Consider the following 17,907-nt stretch of genomic DNA (forward strand, 5'->3'; position numbering starts at 1 on the left):
AAAAAAAAACAGGGCCTCCCAGGGTAAGTGTTATCGCTTTCCATCCATGTAGCCGCTGCATTTACGTTGTTACAATCTGTGTAGTATCGGGTTTTTGTTTCTTATGCAACATCACCCTTGTAACCCCGCCTTGTATACAGTTTCTGTTCGTCGGCCCGGATGTTTGCCGCCAGCTTCCTTCAGATTCCACTTTACAGTGGACACCCTTGCTATTGGCTAATGCTTCCTACTACAAAGCGCATTCGGGACTTGCACCCTAGAGATATAACACATGCCTGGCACACATAAAAAAGGCAAGCCTTTGATGGCCTGCCTTTAAACTATGATGAAATGTGTTCTGCTATTCCTGCGGTTCTGATGGCGTTTCAACCGGCAATGTTCCCGGAGTGTCTGAAGCGATTTCGTCATCCCCTTGTTTCCTGCGTTTAAACAAATTCTTCAAGAAGCCAAATGCTGCCGCCACACCTAACAGGATAAATTTCCAGAAGGCGGCAAGATATTTAACAATGATCGCAAAGAATCCCACTTTGGTTAAGACCTTCCCGGCCACTAAACCGCCGATGGTCCATGCCGCCACTTTATCGACCTTCGGATCAAAATCTGCATACGCGTTACCGGAGGTAAATTCGGCCATATTCAATACTTTGCTGATGTCGGCCTTCACCATCGGCAATTCATTCATGGAGCAAACGGCATTCAGGATAAGTACGCCATGCCTGCCTAACAGGCGGATGTTATAGTTAAGGGTATTTACTTCTCCTCCATCTCCAAACCGGATCTCTTTTGCCCAGTGCAGTACTTTCCTCTCTTTATCATAGAACGGATGTTGTGCCCAACCTACAAGATGGATAGGTTCGTACCCTTCCTTCACTCTTTCTTTGTTACTCTCAACTTCCGATTCCCGGATGTCTTTCAGCAGATCATCATAATTGATCTTCTCTGCATCATCATCTTTAATATAACCCATCTCGTCGTACTCCACGATAAAGGCGTACGTGCTGTCGTCGAGCGGCGTCGCCTCTTCCCTGATCACCATTCCAAGTACTCCTTTAGCTTCAGATGGCGGGTTGCCCCAGTACTCTGTCAGCACTACTTCTGTTTGTTGCTGGTTCAGAAATTTAAATCCGGGAGGTACGTTAATATTCGCTTTGCCGCCAGGCAACCGGATAAGACCGTGTTCATAATGGAACGACTGCTTTACGGAATCAAGGTATTTGTTGATCAATTCTTCCCGGATGGCTGTTGAATCTTTCGGGGGTGCAGCATTCAACATGAGCGTGGGGAACACGAACAATGACAGGTATAACAAAATGCGCATAAGGACAGATATTTGCCGCGTAATATCTGACAAATATTTAATAATTCATAGTACCGTTGCTTATTTCTCTTTAGATGGAATAGAAAGCAATGGCAGCCTGGCGTTGTAAGCCAGTTCCTTTGAAATGCTTTTATGGAAGATGCTTGAAAGAAATGATTGTTGCTGAGGCACTGTTATGATCATGGAAACTTTATGCTGACTGGCAAATTCCAGGGCGCCCTTCACTACATCTCCTTCTTTTGTATGGAAGAACTGCGGCTGATACGCTTTCAACACATCGGGTATCCAATCGTTGCTGCGTTTATCAACAGAGGTATCTATTACATATACTCCGGGTTTAAGGCTGTTCAGGAACGTTGCAAGCGTATCCAGCACCGGCTGCGTGAATACTTCCACGTCTGTTGCAAAGGCCACGCTTTCCACTGGCTTCACCACTGTTTCGTTTGGCACGATCAGCACGGTACAATCACTCTCTTTCAGTACCTGGGAAGTATTGCTGCCCATAAAAAGGCTATCCAGGTTTGATTTACCGGAAACGCCCATTGCTACCAGGCTTACACCCTGTTCCTTACACAAGCTGTTAATCCTTTCCGGCAGGAAGGCGTCTTCCGCCAGTATCTCCAGTTTAACCTGGTTAGCAGTCCGTACATTCTCCAACTGATCATGCAGGAGTCCCAAAGCCTCCATCGTATCTATATAGATCTGGTTATCCACTTTTGGAGCCGGCACCCAGAAATCAGTTCCCTGGGCAATGGTGCGGTAGGCATGATATAAAATGGCTTTCTCAATTCCAAGCTGGCCTGCAAAGTTGATAGCATATTCAGCCGCACGGAAAGCGGCATCAGAAAAATCTGTCAGTATAAGCATTGATTTCATGGCGCGGTGAATTGTACTTTCACAATACACCAAAAGTCCGCCAATTGTTCAATCCCCTGCTTCGCAAGCAGGCCGAGCTGGAAGGCAGTCGCCTTATTGTATAAATTTCAACAACGTGTCGATGCAATTACTGTGCAGTCCTTCGTGATATGCGCCGAATGCCAGGGCGGCGTCAATATCCGGTAGTTCAAAACCCTGGCTGGTTGTCCAGGGCGTGTAGTTGGCAAAGCCTTCTCTCATATAACAAACTTCAATGCAATCTATGGAAGATACGAGTAACGATTTAATTTCCGCTATTTCATTTTCATCTGTATCGCCTGCCGGTATGGAACCTTTTCCATACCTTGTTACCAGCACAGGATCCACATTCAGGGGCAAACCTGCACGCCTGTACGTAATGCCTTCCAGCGCCACCAGTAAATGACCTATATTCCAGATAATGTTATTCCTGAAGCCTTGCGGAATTTTATTGAGTTGGTTAACAGAAGTGCGATCAATTAATTCTACCAATTGTTCCCTGGATCGACGAATGATTTTAATAGCAGCGCTCATAGTTTATATATTGAAGTTTGAAGACTTACAGGATCTGCCAGCAAAAACACAGCCAGCAGTTTTCAAAGCTATTAAATTCAATCTTCAAATCAAAACCCGGATCAGATGAGCCCTCTCCTGTAGGCTTCTTTCACCAGGCCGGCAACATTGCGGATGCCAAGTTTCTGAAATCACCTGGCAAGTTCGTTCACCAGCTTTACCGCCTGCTCGAAACGCTCGTCCCAGTTGCCTGATATCTCTTCGTACCTGACCCCATACTTTTCCAGTATCCAGCGGTGAGAAAAGTCCAGCTGGTTCCTGTCGGCTTCCGAAAGCCGCGTTCCGTCCTGGAAATAGGGCACATCGTTATTGAGATACAGGTATAGCGTTGCCTTATTGGCGGTAAATATTTCGTCATCTATTTCCAGCACCTCGTTAAATGCAAATTCGCCATAGGAAAGAGTGATGTAAATATCTGTGTCTATAAACACCAGCGGCTTATCGGCAACGGATGCCCGGTTGATGGCATCGGCGTGTGCACGGGCAACGGCATAGAGATCGTCCAGGGTGAATTCGTTCGAGTCGGCTATCAGGTCACGCCCGGCTTCCAGAACGGCGCCGGCATTGAAATGTGCTGCCAGCCTGGAAGTAAGCGTAGTTTTACCGGTTGATTCTGTGCCCAGTAAAACCACTTTGGTGATGTAGTGCTTTTTAACACTGGCCGGCAGGAAGTTCCAGTATGCTTTATAGTCTTCCCTGATCTTGCTGGCTGCAACGGGTACCAGGTCTCTCCCGATATTAAAGGGGATATGTTCTATTCCCATAAAATCCGCTACCAGGTTGCCATAGGGTTCTGACGTAACCAGCACCTTATGCCCTGGCAGCAATTCCTTAAACTTTTCGGCCCATAACGCAGAAATGGTTGCAGAAGTGACAGAGGTATTAGGAAGAAGAGACTCGTCGTATTCCAGCAGTTGTACATTTATTTTCCGGTTGCCTGCAAACGTTTCTTCAACCCAGGAAACACGGAGGCTGGCGGGCATTTCCTCTTTATTGCTGCAGCAAACCAGTACAGTTAATTCATCGCATACCGTCAACGCAAAATTGATCATTGCCTCATGCCCTTTGTGGAACGGCATAAATTTTCCAAATACAAATCCCTTACGCATACTCCATTGATTTTTTCCAGTTGATCAACCCTGCGGTTGCCAGGCCGAGGAAGATGACATATTCCAGTGATAAAAAATAAACTCCTTTTACATAGTAAAGCACTACGCTTACAATATCTATGGCAATCCATAATACCCATGTTTCTACCTGTTTCCTCGCCAGCAGTACGGTAGCCAGTATGCTGGCGATCATAATACCTGCATCCACGTACGGGTAAGCGGCGGGTAACGGGAAGTAGGCAGGGAGCCAGTTATGCAACTGCCTTATCAGGCTGCCGGCAACAGCGGCGCCCAGTATTAATAAAGCGCTGTAAGTAACAACGCCCTTTTTGCTTAGCCTGCGAACAGGCAGATCGCCTGCCTTCACTTTCCAGTTGTACCAACCATACAATGTTACTACCAGGAAATAAACCTGTAAAAACATATCTGCATATAGCTGTACCTGGAAGAACAATGCAAACAACGCAATTTCATTAACGATGCCTGTTGGCCAGGTGAGGATGTTGGTTCGCGACGCATAATATACCGAGAGCAGGCCCGATACTGTACCTATTAGTTCGAGGTAGCTGACAGGGTATTGCATCACGGTAAAAGCAATATGTTGTATGCTGAAAAAATCCATCAGAATGTATATTTGAATGCCACGTAAACATTCGTGGGCGCTTGTACAAAATAGCTCCTGTTGCCGCTTGCATCAACCGACCCATTGTTGTAGTACCTCGCATTTGTGAGGTTATTGACAAACAATGATACGATATAACGGCCAAGGGTATACTGCGCCCTGGCATTCAGCAATACATAGCTGTTGATATCTGCGGTGTTGGCAAAATCGATATATGAGCTGCCCTGGTACCTGCCGGAAACGCCCAGCAGCCAACGTTGCTGTTGGTACACCACTTCCTGGTTCAGGATAAGTTCCGGCGTAAGCACAGGTCTGAAAGTTGAATGCTGTTCTTTGATGACACTGTGATTGTAGGAAGAATTGTTGATCAGGCTTAAGTTCTTATTTAACTGGTAAGCCGCATACAATTCTACTCCCGCCCTGGTACTGCGTTCAACATTATCTGTCAATACCAGCCCATTGGGTCCTATCTGCCCGTTCAATACGATTTCGTTATGAAAACGCATGTAGTAGCCGTTCAGCTGAGCTGTAAAACGTTGAGTATTCAGTTTTACACCCAGTTCCTGGTCTGTTACATATTCAGCATCCCGGTTATAGATAATGGGTTTGGATGAGCTATCGGCGGCCAGGTCATCGCTGCCCCCGAAAATATCGTTCCTTGTCGGTTCCCTGCCTGTTCTGCCAATGCTGTAATAAACGCTCCATTGATTATTGATAGCGTAATTTACGCCGGCCTTGGGATTCAGGAACTGCCAGTTTAGCCGCTCCAGGTCTACGCTTCCTTTGTAGTTAAAGGTGGCATACCGGTATTGGAGGTCGGCATAGAGAGTGAAACGATCCAGGTAGTATTCCAGTTTGCTATACGCGCTTGCTTCACTTTTATACCCACTGTTCCTGTACAGTTCTCCCAATACATCATCTACTCCCTTGTGCTGCCGGGTATACCAGCTGGCATGTACGCCGGTTGTCCACTTGGTTTTGTTATGGGTAAGCGTATAGTTGCTGAAAAATCCGGCGAAATGTGATCTGAAGTTATAATGAAATAGCTCGCCTGTAGAAGGCAGGCCTGCAAAATTATTTCCATCAAATCCATATCCGCCTTTCAGGTAAGTATAATAAATACCGGAGGTGATATTGGCATGGGAAGAAGGGCGCCAAACCTGTTGCAGCTGTACCAGGCCCTGGAAAAATTCGTCTTTTTCGGCCTTTGAATTGGCATTCGCCTTCCTGTTCTTTGCTATAATAGTATCCGCTACGGGCAGCCAGGCCATCCCGTTCTGCTGATGTCCTGCCATGATATTTATCTTCCAGGCGCTTTTATCGTAGAACAATCCCCCGCTGGCAAAAACAGATTGGGAATTATTAAAGGCGTGTTCTTTATATCCATCCGTATATACCTGCGAAGCTCTTACATACAAGGCTTTGCGCCCTTTGATACCGCTTTTGTATTCGCCGAATACCCTGAAACTGTTGTAGGAACCATACCCGCCGCCTACGGTAACAGCAGAAGAATCTGTGAGGTCGGGAGAAAAGAGCTGCACACTGCCGGCATAACTGGCAGCCCCGTTTTTAGTAGTGCCCACTCCTCTCTGGATCTGGATACGGCTCACGGAATTCAATATATCCGGGTAGTTAGAAAAATAAGCGCCCTGGTCTTCCGGCTCGTTGAGCGGCATACCGTCCAGGGTTGTGTTGATCCTCGTCTGGTCGATACCTCTTAACCGGTAATAAGAGTAGCCCTGCTGGCTGCCTGCATCTGAATACACGGTAATGGAAGGAGTTTCAGACAAAAGGAAGGATGGTTCCTGTCCTATATTCTTTTCCCTGATCCTTTTCATATCAAGGTTTTGAAAGGTCACAGGGGTCGTCTTATTCGCCTGGTAAATGATCACTTCATTTAATCGCTGGGTCGTATCGGTACGTCTGGATGCTGTGTCCTGTGCCTGAACTTTGTTAACTGCAAGCAGGCTTAATACGCACAGGGTAATGTTTAATCTCATTGCTAAAAGAATATCCTTTTTATAATCTACAAGCCGTTCAGGATATTTATTGTAAAAATAACACAAAATAGGAAAATACAAAAAAACGAATCCGGTTAGCCATTTTCCAGGTTGCGAAGCATAGCTGCAACCCGGCACTCCGCTTCTTCTACTGTAATACCATTATAGTAATCATGAACAAAGGGGTGATCAAAATCCTTATGCGGTACAATAACAGGGCGCTGGTTCCCCTTTTGCGTATACACAGTGGCAGGGATGCTTTTTTCGAATGTATAACCTGGTATTTTGTTGCATAGCCAGCCAAAATAGGAGGTCTTATAGTCTTCGTCATCGTAATGCTCCAGGTAATCTTCAAAACTTTTTTCGCTGAGCGATACCCATAAACCGTAATCCAGGTCCTGGCAACTGTCCTGCACTTTTTGCACCAGCACTCCCCTGATAAACCTGTCGACCTGCGTTGCATGTTTGATCACACAGCAGTCTTCATCTAGTACGGCGATATTCTCTTTATCCTCATCCGATAAATAACTGTAATGATCCGGCGAAATAAAGCCCAGGGCAGGCCATTCGTTATGCTCCTCCCCGCAAACGCTGCAGGTATATTTATAGTTATCCATACGCTCGTTGCTTTTGCAGGCGGCAAGTTAATGCATTATAACGACTCGGGTATCCTTACGATATACTATGGGAGTATGGGGAAGTAAATATCGAACCTCAATTATGAAGATTGTTACAGTTTATTCAGCAGTTCTTTTATTTTTTCCAGTTCCTCCCTGGAGGCTTTTTTGTTTTCCAGCAGTTGCATCATCAGGCTGCTGGCAGAGCCTTTGTACATGGTTTCCACGAACCTGTCCAACAAGAAGCTTTTAGTTTCCTTTTCATCCAGCTTTGCCATGTAAACATGTTTCATATTAGACTCGTCACGGTCCAGCATTCCCTTTTCTACCATGATCTGCATCAGTTTCAGGGTAGAGGTATAGTTTACTGCCCGTTTTTGTTCGTTGAGCTTATCATTTACCAGGCGTACAGTAGAAGGGCCATGTTGCCACAGTACCTGCAATATTTCCAGCTCGGCATTCGTAGGTTTAATAGGCTGATTTGTATTTTCCTGCTGCTTCATTAGTTAAAGGTAGGAAACATTTCTTTCTCAGAACAGCCCTTTATATGTCATTACGAATTGCTCAAAGCTGATGGCTGGCCGTTGGGCTATGGTTCTTACAACTTCGGAAACTTCTGCCGCTTCTCCCCTTGCATAATGGGCATAATCTTCGATCAACCCTCCCACTTGCCATTCAGGAAAACCGGCGGCCCGTACCGCGGCTTCCATCTGCCCGGGATCAACATCCACAAATTTAACCGGCTTGCCCAATACCCGGGTAAATATTTCCGCCATCTCGTAATGCGTAAGCGCAGCATCGCCAGTGATATCATATATCCGGTTCTCATGGCCTTTTCCCGTCAATGCTTTAGCCGCAACAGCCGCAATATCCCGGACATCCACTATGCTTACCGGTGCACTGCCTGCCGAGGCATAGAATACGCCTTCATTTTTGATGTATTCCCTGAAAGCAAGCAAGCCTTGCATATAAAGATTGGGGCGCAGGAAGGTGTAGGCTAATCCCAATCCTTTGATCCTGTTCTCAACCTTTGCATGGTAACGCAGGAAGCGCACAGGGGAATGTTCATCCGCTTTCAGTTGCGAGAGTTTTACGATATGCTTTACGCCTGCCTCGTAGGCCGCCTCCACGAAATTGAGCTGCAGGTATTCCGCCTCCTCCGATGAATTGGTTAAAAGAAATGCCTTCTCTATGCCTTTCAATTGTGCAACCAGGAAAGCCTTATCTGCCATATCGCCCGTTATCACCTGGCCCTGGAGGCCGCCCGCGTTGCCCGGGTCCCTTACCAGCGCTTTAAAGGGGATGTTCAATGCTGTGAGTTCCTTTACTAACGCTGATCCTACATTACCGGTAGCCCCGGTCAAAAAGATTTTTGCCTGTGTCATAAACGTATGTTTTAAATGATTTGATGACACAAAGATGAGGCGCTCTTCTTCAGTAAAATTGTATGAAAACGAAACCTAGGGCCTGGGGTTGCAGATATCCTGCTGCAGTTTCAGGTATTTGGAAGGACTGAGTTGCAGGTAATGTTTGAAGTCGTGGATCAACTGACTCTGATCGTAATACCCGCATTCGGCAATAACTTCGAACCAGTCGACCTTCGGCGCAGCAGCGGTGATTTCCTGGAGCATGCGGACCGCTTTCAGAAAGCGTTGGTAGCGGGCAATCTCTTTGGCCGAGTAGCCCAGCAACTTTTTATGATGCAGTTGCACGGCTCTTTCTGTCAGGTCGTTCCTGCCCGAAAGCTCCTTAATAGGACTGACATGCCCGTTCCTGAATTCTGCGATCTGCTCCATTAAATTGTTCCTTTCCTTCAGGTATGGGCGGCAGAAGTCAAGAAGGTATTTCACCCGGGCGGCGTTATCGGGCATCCGGTTAAGTTCATTCCACAACATGGTGAAACAATTGCTGTTGATCAGTTCATCGGGATGTACCGCCGTTTCGCAGACCAGGGCGATGCCGAAGAAACGGAAGAAAGCATCATCTTTAAAGTTAGCTATCAGCATTGCCGACCCCGGAGGCATTATGTAGTGAACCAGTTGCCTGACAGGCCCTGTTACCACAACCGGCGGAATGCTTACCTGGTTTCCCGGGGTAGTGAGGAATGAAACAGGCGGGCCGAAATTAAACACCATAATGGTTTGGTATGAGGGCAGCACAGTTCTGCTGATAGGTTTAGCAGTGGTATTTTCATCGAAATAGAAATGAGTGAATACCTCTTCAAATTCTGCAGGAACTGCGATCCTGTAACCGCTATTTGCCTCGTTCTGGTTCATACGTCAAATGTAGGAAACTAAGGGGAATCGGGGCAGGGAGGAGTGTGAAAATGGAGGTTGGCCCCCTGCCTGTTATAAAAATACTTTACTTTTATCGCCAATCTTCCAACCCCTATAAAATAATGCCTGGGCCTTGTTTGTTGACCCGATGTTTGAAAAACGAGGTATAGGCAGAAGACTGCATGATACTATGCTAAACTGGTATTTCTCCCAAACCCGGGCAGGTATCTGGCTGGGAACTGCTCCCCGTACCCGCGCTGCTGCATTTTACAGGGAATCGGGCTGGAAAGAAACCTGCACTCACGGGAAAGGCGAGATCAGGTTTGAAATGAGCTTTGAGGAATGGAAGCAGCAGCAGGAAACAAATTCTGAAAGGTAACAACAAAGCGGAAATGGCAATACAATTTCCGCTTTGCCTGGCGTTAATTCCTCCTTGCCGGATCATACACCGCTACTGCTACACGGCTATCCGCGCAGCCATAATAAAGGAACCACTTGTTCTTATGCAATACTAACCCCTCAACGAATACCGTACCCGCCGGGTATTGCCCGCTTTTCTCAAATGGTGCGGATGGTTGAAAGAAAGGCTTATCCAGCCGTGCGATCACTTTGGAAGGGTCCTGCAGGTCGAATAACACCTGTCCTGCCGCATAAGTATTAGCAGTATAATTCGTATCTCTTCCTTCTCCTCCTTTGTTCTTGCCGTTATACAACAACAGGATGCCCTTGTCGGTGATCACAGCCGGGGGGCCGCATTCTGTAAGATCACTGTCAAAATGATAACGCCGTGTTTTTACTACGGCAGCGAGTTTGCCTTCACTGTCAATGGTTGGCTGCCAGTTGACCAGGTCATCGGAGGTTGCGATGTTGATAAAGCGTTCGCCCCAGTACATCATATATTTACCATTCACCTTGGCGATCACCTGCCTTCCGTTCACTACTTTTGTAACGATAGATGCAGATTTGCTTGCCAGGTCCTTAAACTTCCCGTCATATGCCTTATAAAAAGCCGGGCCATGTTTGGTCCAGTTCTTAAGATCCCTTGAAGTAGCAACGCCCAGGCGGGGAACTTTTTTATTCCACTGCGTGTAGAGCATCACGTAAGTTCCGTCTTCCGTCACGGCAATCCTCGGATCTTCGCAGCCGCCGGGCCATTCAAATTCTTTCTGGGAATCGTTGCCGGGGTAGAATACCGGGGTAGCCTGCCGTTTCATGGTGATGCCATCTTTACTTTCTGCAAGTCCGAGGCGGGAGGTACGTTGGCCAATACCTTTCCCTGAGCGGTCTTCAGACCTGTACAGCACATATACTTTCTTGTCTTTAATGGCGGCTGCCGGGTTGAATACATCGTTGGCTTCCCAGGCTACCTGTTTCCCCGTCATGGGATCTGTGAAAGTTTTAGTGCTGTCGGGAGCCAGGATGGGGTTTACGCCCGCGGGGCGGATGAATGGCCCGAAAGCCCAGTTGGGCAAAGCATCCTGCGCCCTGCCGTCTGCAGCCATAACGGTGCATGCGGCAGCAATAAGGAAATGTTTAATACTCATAAGTTGGATCTTCATACTGAATAAAGATAGTTTTGTTTACTATTTTATTTAAACAAAAAAGGCATCCCCGACAGAGGCAGGGATACCTTTTTGAAATGATATTTTAATTCTTATACAGCTGCATCAGCCTTTGCATTTTCCTTGTAATGAACTTCAGGCAGCGCTCTCAGTTTTTCGGCAGCCCATTCGGCGGTGATGTCGCGTTGCGGGTTAGCCAGCAATTCATAGCCTACCATAAATTTCTTCACAGTAGCGGAACGGAGTAAAGGTGGATAGAAATGCATATGCCAATGCCATTCCGGATGTTCGCCATCGTTCACAGGCGCCTGGTGCATACCGGCGGAATAAGGGAATGAGATCTCGAACAGGTTGTCGTACTTGGCAGTGAGCTTTTTCAGGATACTTGCGAATGCAACTTTTTCTTCCTCGCTGAACCGGGTGATATCCTGGACATGGCGTTTGCTGATGATCATGGTTTCGTAAGGCCATGTTGCCCAGAAAGGCACCAGCGCTACGAAATGTTCATTCTCAACCACTATGCGTTCCCGTGATTCCAGCTCTACCTGCAGGTAGTCGCCCAACAGGCTGCGTTGATGCTCTTCGAAGTAGGCTTTCTGACGGTTGGTTTCCTTCACTATTTCCAGCGGCAAGCTGTATTGCGACCAGATCTGGCCATGCGGATGCGGGTTGCTGCAACCCATGATCTCTCCTTTGTTCTCAAATATCTGTATGCTTTTGATAGCAGGATTGGATGCGGCAATAGACCTGTATTCTTCGGCCCAGAGGTCAATCACTTTTTTTATGCCCTCTACCGACAACAGGGGAAGGGTAAGACTATGGTCTGGCGAGAAGCTGATCACCTTGCAAACTCCTGCTTCACTCTTCGCCTGCAACAATCCTTTTACATTCAGTTCCCCGGCCGGCGTATCTGCCAGGAGGGCTGAGAAGTCGTTCACAAACACGAAAGAATCTGTGTAAGCCGGATTGACGCTGCCATCGGCGCGGGAATTTCCCGGGCACAGGTAGCATTTAGGATCATAGGAAGGACGGTCGTCGGCTGGCAGCGATTCTACTTTTCCCTGCCAGGGTCTTTTGGTCCGGTGTGGAGAAACGAGGATCCAGTCTCCTGTCAGGATATTCAATCGCGTGTGGGAGTGTTCTTTGAGATCAAAAGTATTCATATGCATTCTTTAATAACAATCAGCTTTATACTAGTTACTTTGTACCAGCAACGGGAAACGAGGATATTCTTAACCTGGCCGCCCCCATTGGTACCAGTGATAATGATTCTTCTTTGCTGTCTGTAACCACAGGGCTCTGAGGCAGTACTGCTGTTAAACCATATTCATCCAGTCCCCATGATTGCACCTTCTTCCCTTTTGCTTTTATCTCCACAGGCGCATTACCGGTAGCAAAGGGGTTATTATCAGACGGCCATGCTTTAGGCACTACGGTGAATGATCTTTCGGGATGTTGGGGATCTACGACCAGGGCATAGTTCCATGCGGATGCAGGAAATATTTCGTAAGACGGCCACTTTGCCGGGTCTGCTCCTTCCTGCCATTTAGAATCCCAGATGGCGGTTTCCTTACTGTCTTTTCTCCTGTACTCTTCGTTGATCTTAAGCGAATAGGTTAGCGGCCCATAATTTACGCTGATGCTGTTCTTGTTTTTCTTCCACTCTCTTACGCTCAGGGTCATTGGCAGCTGCAGCGCGATCTTGTCCCCGTTCTTCCAGTTGTTTTCCAGTTTCACATATTGACCTGCCTGCGCTTTGGACAATACCGTTCTGCCATTGACGGTGATGGTACTATTAGGCGCCCATGACGGGATGCGAAGATACAATGGGAAGTTTACATTTTTATTCATCGACAGCTCAAAATTCACCCTATCTTCAAACGGGTAACGGGTCGTAGATTGAATGGTCACTTCTGTGCCATCGCCCACTTTAGCCTTTACGCCGCCTTCAAGATAATGTTGGGCGGCGAGACCATTATCCGGAGTTGCCATCCAGCTATGTTCGAGATAATACACCCAACCTGCGGCGTGGTTATGCTGGCAGCAACGGCTGCTGAAAGGGTTCATCATCAGGAAAGGTCCCTGGTTATCGATACCCGGGTGGTGATTTTTACCATCGCTGACCGACATATTCGGAGCGGTAAGATAACGCAATGCTTTATAGTCGGAAGTAAATGCAGCGGGGAAAGTGTTAAATGCCACATCCTCGGCATTGTCGGCCCAGTGCGGATCGCCGGTGATGCCCAGCAACATATTGTCGGATGTTACCTGCTCTACCAGCCCGCAGGTTTCTATCGCCTGCCTCGGATCATCGTATCCTTTACGTACATTTTCGTCGCCTCCGAACATACCGCCGGGTACCTGCCCGAACAGATCGCGGATCAGGCGGAAGTTGTTATAAGTCGCCTGCAGGTCTTTCTCATCGCCGCTCTGCATGTAATACTGCGCCGGCTCACGGAAGCATTGGGCAATATTTACATTATGCCAGTTAGGTAAATTATCTTTTTGCCGCCAGTTGGCCGTATTCCTGTCTATTTTGGTTGCAAGATCTAACAGGAATGTATCTCCTGTGTGGTTATACAACCAGTGAACAGACGACAATTCATCGCCTCCCCTGCTGTTTTCCCAGTAGTCTTCCAGGAACTTGTCATCAGGGATGGTCAGTTGCCATCTGAAGTATTTGGTCATCAGGTCCAGCACCCGTTTGTCGCCTGAATACTCGTAGTACGATTGCAGGCACCAAAGCATTGGCATGTTGGTCCAGAGGTCGCGTTTTCCTTCACCTTTTTCTACATCAGGGCCAAAGTCGCCATTGTCACGCTGGTTGTTCAGTACTGCTTCAATCCAGAATTTGGCTTCGTTGATCATGTGCTGATCTTTGAGCACATAACCGATATTGGCGTATCCTTTCAGCCAGTAGGGCAATTCTTCCCAGCCATAGGCGCCTTTACCTTCTTTGTTCAGCCAGGCATTATCTTTCTTCGAAAGCCATATGCTGATCTCCCCCAGGTGCCCCGTTAACCCGTCGCGCTGCAATTCCAACTGTTTTTTCAGCCAGCCGCCGGGAGTGAAAGCGGTTACCGGCAGTTTTATAAAGAACTGTTGTTGCAGCGGGCGTTTATTGCTGGTATAATAAGCATTGATGGTTGTATTGGAAGGTTTGCCTACCTCCGTTACACGCACCTTGTCTTTATATCCTTCTTTAACAACCACAAAACCCGACAATACGGCTATTCCCAGGGCTGCGGGAAATAACTTTAAATAAAACGATTTGTTGTTCGGCATAAATATTAGTGAAATTTTGATCAGCAACCGCCGGTTGCGATAGTTTCATAACGAAATGCGAAGAACTAATATTACCTGGAATAGTGTGATCCTTTTTATCTCATTCTTTATATAAACTGTATCAATTATTGCAGCAGCCCATCTATTAGAAAGCGAGTGCAATATTACTTATTAAAAAATCTTTCAAAGGTCAGAGTAGACCAGATTTTTGGAATAATAGACCAGATTTTTTTGGTAGACCAGTGGAGGGAGTGGTAGACCAGGATGGGAATTCAGTTTGCCGGCAAACGGGAAATCGCGGCTGCACCAGGTTGACCAGGTATCATTTCTTCCGGTGATCTTCATTGATCCTTCCCATTACCTGCCGGAACAACTTTTTAATATGTGCGATCTCTTCCTGGTGAACGGTCTTTTTCCGGGTGCCGAAATACAGCGTGTTTTGCAGTTTCTTATCTCCTTCCCATATCAATTGAATATCGCCCCGCTCCACTTCCGAAAAGCAAAGAAAATCGGGGATCACTGCCAGCCCCGTTCCGCCGCTTAAACAACGTACAATGGAGTTCAGGTTCGGTACAATATAATTAGGACGGAATTCAGGTTTTTTGCCAAAGTTCAGGCTCCAGAACTGGAACAGGTGCTCCATATCGCCGGTTGTGCCGTACCATTTCTGCTCTTTCAGCCAACTCTCCAGCTCTTCCCTGTTCTTCGTTTTATGTACCCGCTTAAAGGCTTTAATATCTACATCCTTCCCTCCTACCAGCACTATGTTTTCGAAAGAGAAAGGCTCATGTTCTATCAGCCCTGAAATTCCCTTTTTAGGCGTGATGATCAGATCCAGTATTCCTTTTTCCAACTGGTCCAGCATTTCCGGGTATTCGCCAAAACTGATGATCAGGTTGAAGGGCAGCGATGCAACATACTGTTCCAGCGTTATCTGGAAGGTTTCGAAGCACATACCAACGCTGAGTGTGGGAGTATTTTTCTCGGTGGACTTCTGGAAATTCTTTTCCACTTCCTCCAGCTTCGCCAGGGGGTCGGAAATGGCGTTAAACAGGACTTTTCCCCTTTCTGTCGGGATCATTTTGCGGCCTGTACGGTCGAACAATTTATAGCCTACATAAGCTTCCAGGGAGCTGAGATGCAGGCTCACGCCGGGTTGGGAAATAAACAGCGCTTCGGCTGCGCCTGTTAAAGTACCCGTTTTATAGATGGCTTTAAAGGTTCTGTACCATTCCAGGTTCACCATAAGATTACTATTAATTTTATGATACCAGACTATAAATAGTCTTATTTTACTAATACCAAAGGTAGGTCTAATTTTGTCATCGTTCTTCAAAAAAGGAAAAAAATGAAAAAGATATTTATCATTAACGCAGGACAGAACTTTGGACATTCAGGGGGCCGGTTTAACGAAACGGTGGCAGCAGAAACGGTCGCTTTCTTCAAAGACCAGGAAAACGTGGAAATACAGGTAACCCACATCAATAAAGGATATGACCCGGTTAAAGAAGTAGAGAAATTCGTGTGGGCGGATGTAGTGATTTACCATACTCCTATCTGGTGGTTCCAGGTGCCGAACGGTTTTAAGAAATATATAGATGAGGTATTTACAGCCGGTCACCAAACCGGAATCTATCATAGCGATGGCCGCAGTTCAGCTAATCCAGAGATCAATTACGGTACCGGCGGCATGTTGCACGGAAGACATTATATGGTCACCAGCAGCTGGAACGCTCCCGCTACGGCTTTCACCCTGCCCGGAGAATTCTTTAATGAGCACAGTGTAGACGCAGGCGTATTATTCGGCTTTCACAGGATGAACGCCTTCACCGGCATGAAACCCCTGAAAAGCTTCCACTTTCATGATGTGGAAAAAAATGCCAACATACCAAGAGACATGAAGGCATACCGCGAGCACCTGGAAAAAGTATTTGCATTTCATTTACAGGAAAAAGCAGCATAAAATGAAAATATACCTGACAGCCATCATTAAAACAAAAGATGAGCACAGAGACGAAGTAAAGGCAGTACTTGAAAACATGGTATTGCAAACACGCAAAGAAGCGGCATGCGAAAGCTATAACCTGCACCAGGGCATCGAGGACAAAAACCTCTTTGTATTTTATGAAATATGGAAAAGCAAAGAAGGACTGGACGCCCATAACCAGCAGCCCTACATCAAAGCATTTGGCGCGCTGGCAGATGAAAAACTGCAGGAGAAACCAACTATTCTTTTAACCTCATTAATATAATTAAAATGGAATACAGGAAATTAGGCAATACAGACCTGGAGCTTTCGGTGATCACCTACGGCGCATTCGCTATCGGCGGCAACATGTGGGGCGGCAATGAGAAACAGGATTCTATCAATTCTATCCATGCATCGCTGGATCATGGCGTTACCACTATCGACACGGCTCCTTTTTATGGCTTTGGCTTGAGTGAAGAGATGATAGGAGAAGCCATCAAAGGAAAAGACAGGACAAAGATCCAGTTGCTTACCAAGTTTGGCCTGGTATGGGATGGCAGCAATAACGGCAAAGGAGAATTCTTTTTTGATGCAGAAGATGAAGGCAGGAAAATACCGGTATACAAGTATGCTTCCAAAGCTAATGTGATCAGGGAAGCGGAAGAAAGCCTGAAAAGACTGGGCACCGACTATATCGACCTGCTACAGTTGCACTGGCCGGATAATACCACCCCTATCAGTGAAACCATGGAGGCCATGGAAATGCTTATCCAGCAGGGAAAGATCAGGGCAGCCGGTGTAAGCAACTATAGCGTGGATCAACTGAAAGAGGCATCCCGCACCCTGAAAGTGGCCAGCAACCAGGTAGCTTACAGTATGCTGAACCGGGCGATTGAAAAAGACCTCGTGCCTTACTCGCTTGAAACGGAGACCGGCATTATCGTGTACAGCCCGATGGAAAGAGGTTTGCTGACAGGCAAGTATTTCAGGGATAGTAAACTGAAAGAGAATGACCACAGGAACGGCTACTTCACACAATTTGATCTTCCTAAAGTGGAAGCATTCCTGAAAGCTATTGAACCGATCGCACAGGCTAAAGGAGCAACGCTTTCACAACTGGTACTCCGCTGGACCGCTCTTCAACCCGGCGTTAGCGTAGTGTTGGCGGGGGCAAGAAACGCCGAACAGGCGATTGTTAATGCCCAGGCGATGAATTTCCAGCTCAATGAAGAAGAGCTGAAGCTGATCAATGATGAATTAGGAAAGATCTGACGGCAAGATATATGCGGTATAAAGGATACTCTTGCTGTTGGAGTTGCTAACTTAGTCGGCAGATCAAGTTAAGAACAATAAAATATCATTATTGTCCGACAAAAATCGGGTTAAAAATGGCTGTAATCCCTTTCTGATAAGGATTACAGCCTAAAATTTGATTGTTTCAAAATGGGGGGAAGCTCCCCTCCTTTATTACGGTGAAAAGGCAAGCGATGATGCATTGTGTTTTTTTCTCCATGCTTTATATGTGTCTTTAATAAATTCCATCAGTCCAACATAGCTTGTCAGGTGTAATCTTATAACGGTGATCATATTAGCAAAAGATTTTTTCGTGGCAGCTTTCTTTCTGATGACCACCATCAGTAATTGAGCGATCAGCACGCAATAGACCTGCATTTTGACTGCAT

18 protein-coding genes and 1 pseudogene are annotated in these 17,907 nt (G+C 46.7%); 4 read left to right on the top strand and 15 right to left on the bottom strand.

Going from position 1 to position 17,907, the window contains the following annotated elements:
- Positions 1 to 340: 340 nt before the first annotated feature.
- The 10 genes from BLV62_RS27270 to BLV62_RS27315 form a co-directional block, all read right to left on the bottom strand.
- Positions 341 to 1,318, bottom strand: a complete 978-nt coding sequence (locus tag BLV62_RS27270) for a DUF2167 domain-containing protein (RefSeq protein ID WP_211118000.1) — start codon at positions 1,316 to 1,318, stop codon at positions 341 to 343.
- Between the two features lie 60 nt (positions 1,319 to 1,378).
- The gene (locus BLV62_RS27275) at positions 1,379 to 2,194 is read right to left on the bottom strand and encodes a universal stress protein (protein ID WP_089766175.1); all 816 of its coding nucleotides are present in this window, start codon (positions 2,192 to 2,194) and stop codon (positions 1,379 to 1,381) included.
- Positions 2,195 to 2,287: 93 nt separating this feature from the next.
- Positions 2,288 to 2,746, bottom strand: a complete 459-nt coding sequence (locus BLV62_RS27280) for a DinB family protein (protein ID WP_089766177.1) — start codon at positions 2,744 to 2,746, stop codon at positions 2,288 to 2,290.
- Between the two features lie 170 nt (positions 2,747 to 2,916).
- The gene (locus tag BLV62_RS27285; protein WP_089766178.1) at positions 2,917 to 3,894 is read right to left on the bottom strand and encodes an AAA family ATPase; all 978 of its coding nucleotides are present in this window, start codon (positions 3,892 to 3,894) and stop codon (positions 2,917 to 2,919) included.
- Positions 3,887 to 4,516, bottom strand: coding sequence for a nicotinamide riboside transporter PnuC (pnuC, locus tag BLV62_RS27290; RefSeq protein ID WP_089766180.1), 630 nt, complete (start codon positions 4,514 to 4,516; stop codon positions 3,887 to 3,889). The genes BLV62_RS27285 and pnuC overlap by 8 nt, the downstream gene beginning before the upstream one ends.
- Entirely contained in the window at positions 4,516 to 6,516 is a 2,001-nt protein-coding gene (locus BLV62_RS27295; RefSeq protein ID WP_089766201.1) for a TonB-dependent receptor, read from the bottom strand. Before BLV62_RS27295 ends, pnuC begins: the two co-directional genes overlap by 1 nt.
- Positions 6,517 to 6,611: 95 nt before the next feature.
- A complete protein-coding gene (locus tag BLV62_RS27300; protein ID WP_089766182.1) occupies positions 6,612 to 7,133 on the bottom strand; it encodes a DUF2199 domain-containing protein in 522 nt (173 codons plus the stop codon).
- Positions 7,134 to 7,246: 113 nt separating this feature from the next.
- Positions 7,247 to 7,636, bottom strand: a complete 390-nt coding sequence (locus tag BLV62_RS27305; RefSeq protein WP_089766183.1) for a BlaI/MecI/CopY family transcriptional regulator — start codon at positions 7,634 to 7,636, stop codon at positions 7,247 to 7,249.
- 27 nt (positions 7,637 to 7,663) lie between these two features.
- A complete protein-coding gene (locus BLV62_RS27310) occupies positions 7,664 to 8,518 on the bottom strand; it encodes an SDR family oxidoreductase (RefSeq protein WP_089766185.1) in 855 nt (284 codons plus the stop codon).
- A gap of 75 nt (positions 8,519 to 8,593) precedes the next feature.
- The gene (locus tag BLV62_RS27315; protein WP_089766186.1) at positions 8,594 to 9,409 is read right to left on the bottom strand and encodes an AraC family transcriptional regulator; all 816 of its coding nucleotides are present in this window, start codon (positions 9,407 to 9,409) and stop codon (positions 8,594 to 8,596) included.
- Between the two features lie 133 nt (positions 9,410 to 9,542).
- Between BLV62_RS27315 and BLV62_RS27320 the strand changes: the two genes are divergently transcribed.
- On the top strand, positions 9,543 to 9,788 hold the full coding sequence (locus BLV62_RS27320) for a GNAT family N-acetyltransferase (RefSeq protein WP_225889724.1): 246 nt from the start codon (positions 9,543 to 9,545) through the stop codon (positions 9,786 to 9,788).
- Positions 9,789 to 9,831: 43 nt separating this feature from the next.
- Here BLV62_RS27320 and BLV62_RS27325 read toward each other — a convergent pair whose 3' ends face one another.
- The 4 genes from BLV62_RS27325 to BLV62_RS27340 form a co-directional block, all read right to left on the bottom strand.
- On the bottom strand, positions 9,832 to 10,968 hold the full coding sequence (locus BLV62_RS27325) for a glycoside hydrolase family 130 protein (RefSeq protein ID WP_089766190.1): 1,137 nt from the start codon (positions 10,966 to 10,968) through the stop codon (positions 9,832 to 9,834).
- 95 nt (positions 10,969 to 11,063) lie between these two features.
- Positions 11,064 to 12,134 (bottom strand): UDP-glucose--hexose-1-phosphate uridylyltransferase, encoded by a 1,071-nt coding sequence (locus BLV62_RS27330; RefSeq protein ID WP_089766191.1) that lies wholly within the window; start codon positions 12,132 to 12,134, stop codon positions 11,064 to 11,066.
- A 34-nt stretch (positions 12,135 to 12,168) separates the two neighbouring features.
- Positions 12,169 to 14,256: a beta-L-arabinofuranosidase domain-containing protein gene (locus BLV62_RS27335; RefSeq protein WP_089766193.1), complete on the bottom strand. Its 2,088-nt coding sequence runs from the start codon at positions 14,254 to 14,256 to the stop codon at positions 12,169 to 12,171.
- A gap of 322 nt (positions 14,257 to 14,578) precedes the next feature.
- Entirely contained in the window at positions 14,579 to 15,502 is a 924-nt protein-coding gene (locus BLV62_RS27340; RefSeq protein WP_089766195.1) for a LysR family transcriptional regulator, read from the bottom strand.
- Positions 15,503 to 15,604: 102 nt separating this feature from the next.
- Between BLV62_RS27340 and BLV62_RS27345 the strand changes: the two genes are divergently transcribed.
- Genes BLV62_RS27345 through BLV62_RS27355 form a run of 3 tightly spaced genes read left to right on the top strand, consistent with a single transcriptional unit; the run spans position 15,605 to position 17,497 of the window.
- Positions 15,605 to 16,219 carry an NAD(P)H-dependent oxidoreductase gene (locus BLV62_RS27345; RefSeq protein WP_089766196.1) on the top strand — a complete coding sequence of 205 codons (615 nt, stop codon included), beginning with the start codon at positions 15,605 to 15,607 and terminating at the stop codon, positions 16,217 to 16,219.
- A gap of 1 nt (position 16,220) precedes the next feature.
- Positions 16,221 to 16,508: a putative quinol monooxygenase gene (locus BLV62_RS27350; protein WP_089766198.1), complete on the top strand. Its 288-nt coding sequence runs from the start codon at positions 16,221 to 16,223 to the stop codon at positions 16,506 to 16,508.
- A gap of 5 nt (positions 16,509 to 16,513) precedes the next feature.
- Positions 16,514 to 17,497: an aldo/keto reductase gene (locus BLV62_RS27355; protein ID WP_089766199.1), complete on the top strand. Its 984-nt coding sequence runs from the start codon at positions 16,514 to 16,516 to the stop codon at positions 17,495 to 17,497.
- 195 nt (positions 17,498 to 17,692) lie between these two features.
- Here BLV62_RS27355 and BLV62_RS28695 read toward each other — a convergent pair.
- A pseudogene (locus BLV62_RS28695) lies at positions 17,693 to 17,907 on the bottom strand (hypothetical protein); the annotation flags it as partial.

The organism is Chitinophaga terrae (ex Kim and Jung 2007), from assembly GCF_900107795.1.
Classification (GTDB): domain Bacteria; phylum Bacteroidota; class Bacteroidia; order Chitinophagales; family Chitinophagaceae; genus Chitinophaga; species Chitinophaga terrae.

Coding starts and splice junctions, on each gene's coding strand:
- BLV62_RS27345 (WP_089766196.1), top strand. CDS start 15,605: ATGAAAAAGATATTTATCATTAACGCAGGACAGAACTTTGGACATTCA.
- BLV62_RS27355 (WP_089766199.1), top strand. CDS start 16,514: ATGGAATACAGGAAATTAGGCAATACAGACCTGGAGCTTTCGGTGATC.
- BLV62_RS27340 (WP_089766195.1), bottom strand. CDS start 15,502: ATGGTGAACCTGGAATGGTACAGAACCTTTAAAGCCATCTATAAAACG.
- BLV62_RS27295 (WP_089766201.1), bottom strand. CDS start 6,516: ATGAGATTAAACATTACCCTGTGCGTATTAAGCCTGCTTGCAGTTAAC.
- BLV62_RS27275 (WP_089766175.1), bottom strand. CDS start 2,194: ATGAAATCAATGCTTATACTGACAGATTTTTCTGATGCCGCTTTCCGT.
- BLV62_RS27270 (WP_211118000.1), bottom strand. CDS start 1,318: ATGCGCATTTTGTTATACCTGTCATTGTTCGTGTTCCCCACGCTCATG.
- pnuC (WP_089766180.1), bottom strand. CDS start 4,516: ATGGATTTTTTCAGCATACAACATATTGCTTTTACCGTGATGCAATAC.
- BLV62_RS27325 (WP_089766190.1), bottom strand. CDS start 10,968: ATGAAGATCCAACTTATGAGTATTAAACATTTCCTTATTGCTGCCGCA.
- BLV62_RS27330 (WP_089766191.1), bottom strand. CDS start 12,134: ATGAATACTTTTGATCTCAAAGAACACTCCCACACGCGATTGAATATC.
- BLV62_RS27350 (WP_089766198.1), top strand. CDS start 16,221: ATGAAAATATACCTGACAGCCATCATTAAAACAAAAGATGAGCACAGA.
- BLV62_RS27335 (WP_089766193.1), bottom strand. CDS start 14,256: ATGCCGAACAACAAATCGTTTTATTTAAAGTTATTTCCCGCAGCCCTG.
- BLV62_RS27310 (WP_089766185.1), bottom strand. CDS start 8,518: ATGACACAGGCAAAAATCTTTTTGACCGGGGCTACCGGTAATGTAGGA.
- BLV62_RS27300 (WP_089766182.1), bottom strand. CDS start 7,133: ATGGATAACTATAAATATACCTGCAGCGTTTGCGGGGAGGAGCATAAC.
- BLV62_RS27305 (WP_089766183.1), bottom strand. CDS start 7,636: ATGAAGCAGCAGGAAAATACAAATCAGCCTATTAAACCTACGAATGCC.
- BLV62_RS27280 (WP_089766177.1), bottom strand. CDS start 2,746: ATGAGCGCTGCTATTAAAATCATTCGTCGATCCAGGGAACAATTGGTA.
- BLV62_RS27315 (WP_089766186.1), bottom strand. CDS start 9,409: ATGAACCAGAACGAGGCAAATAGCGGTTACAGGATCGCAGTTCCTGCA.
- BLV62_RS27285 (WP_089766178.1), bottom strand. CDS start 3,894: ATGCGTAAGGGATTTGTATTTGGAAAATTTATGCCGTTCCACAAAGGG.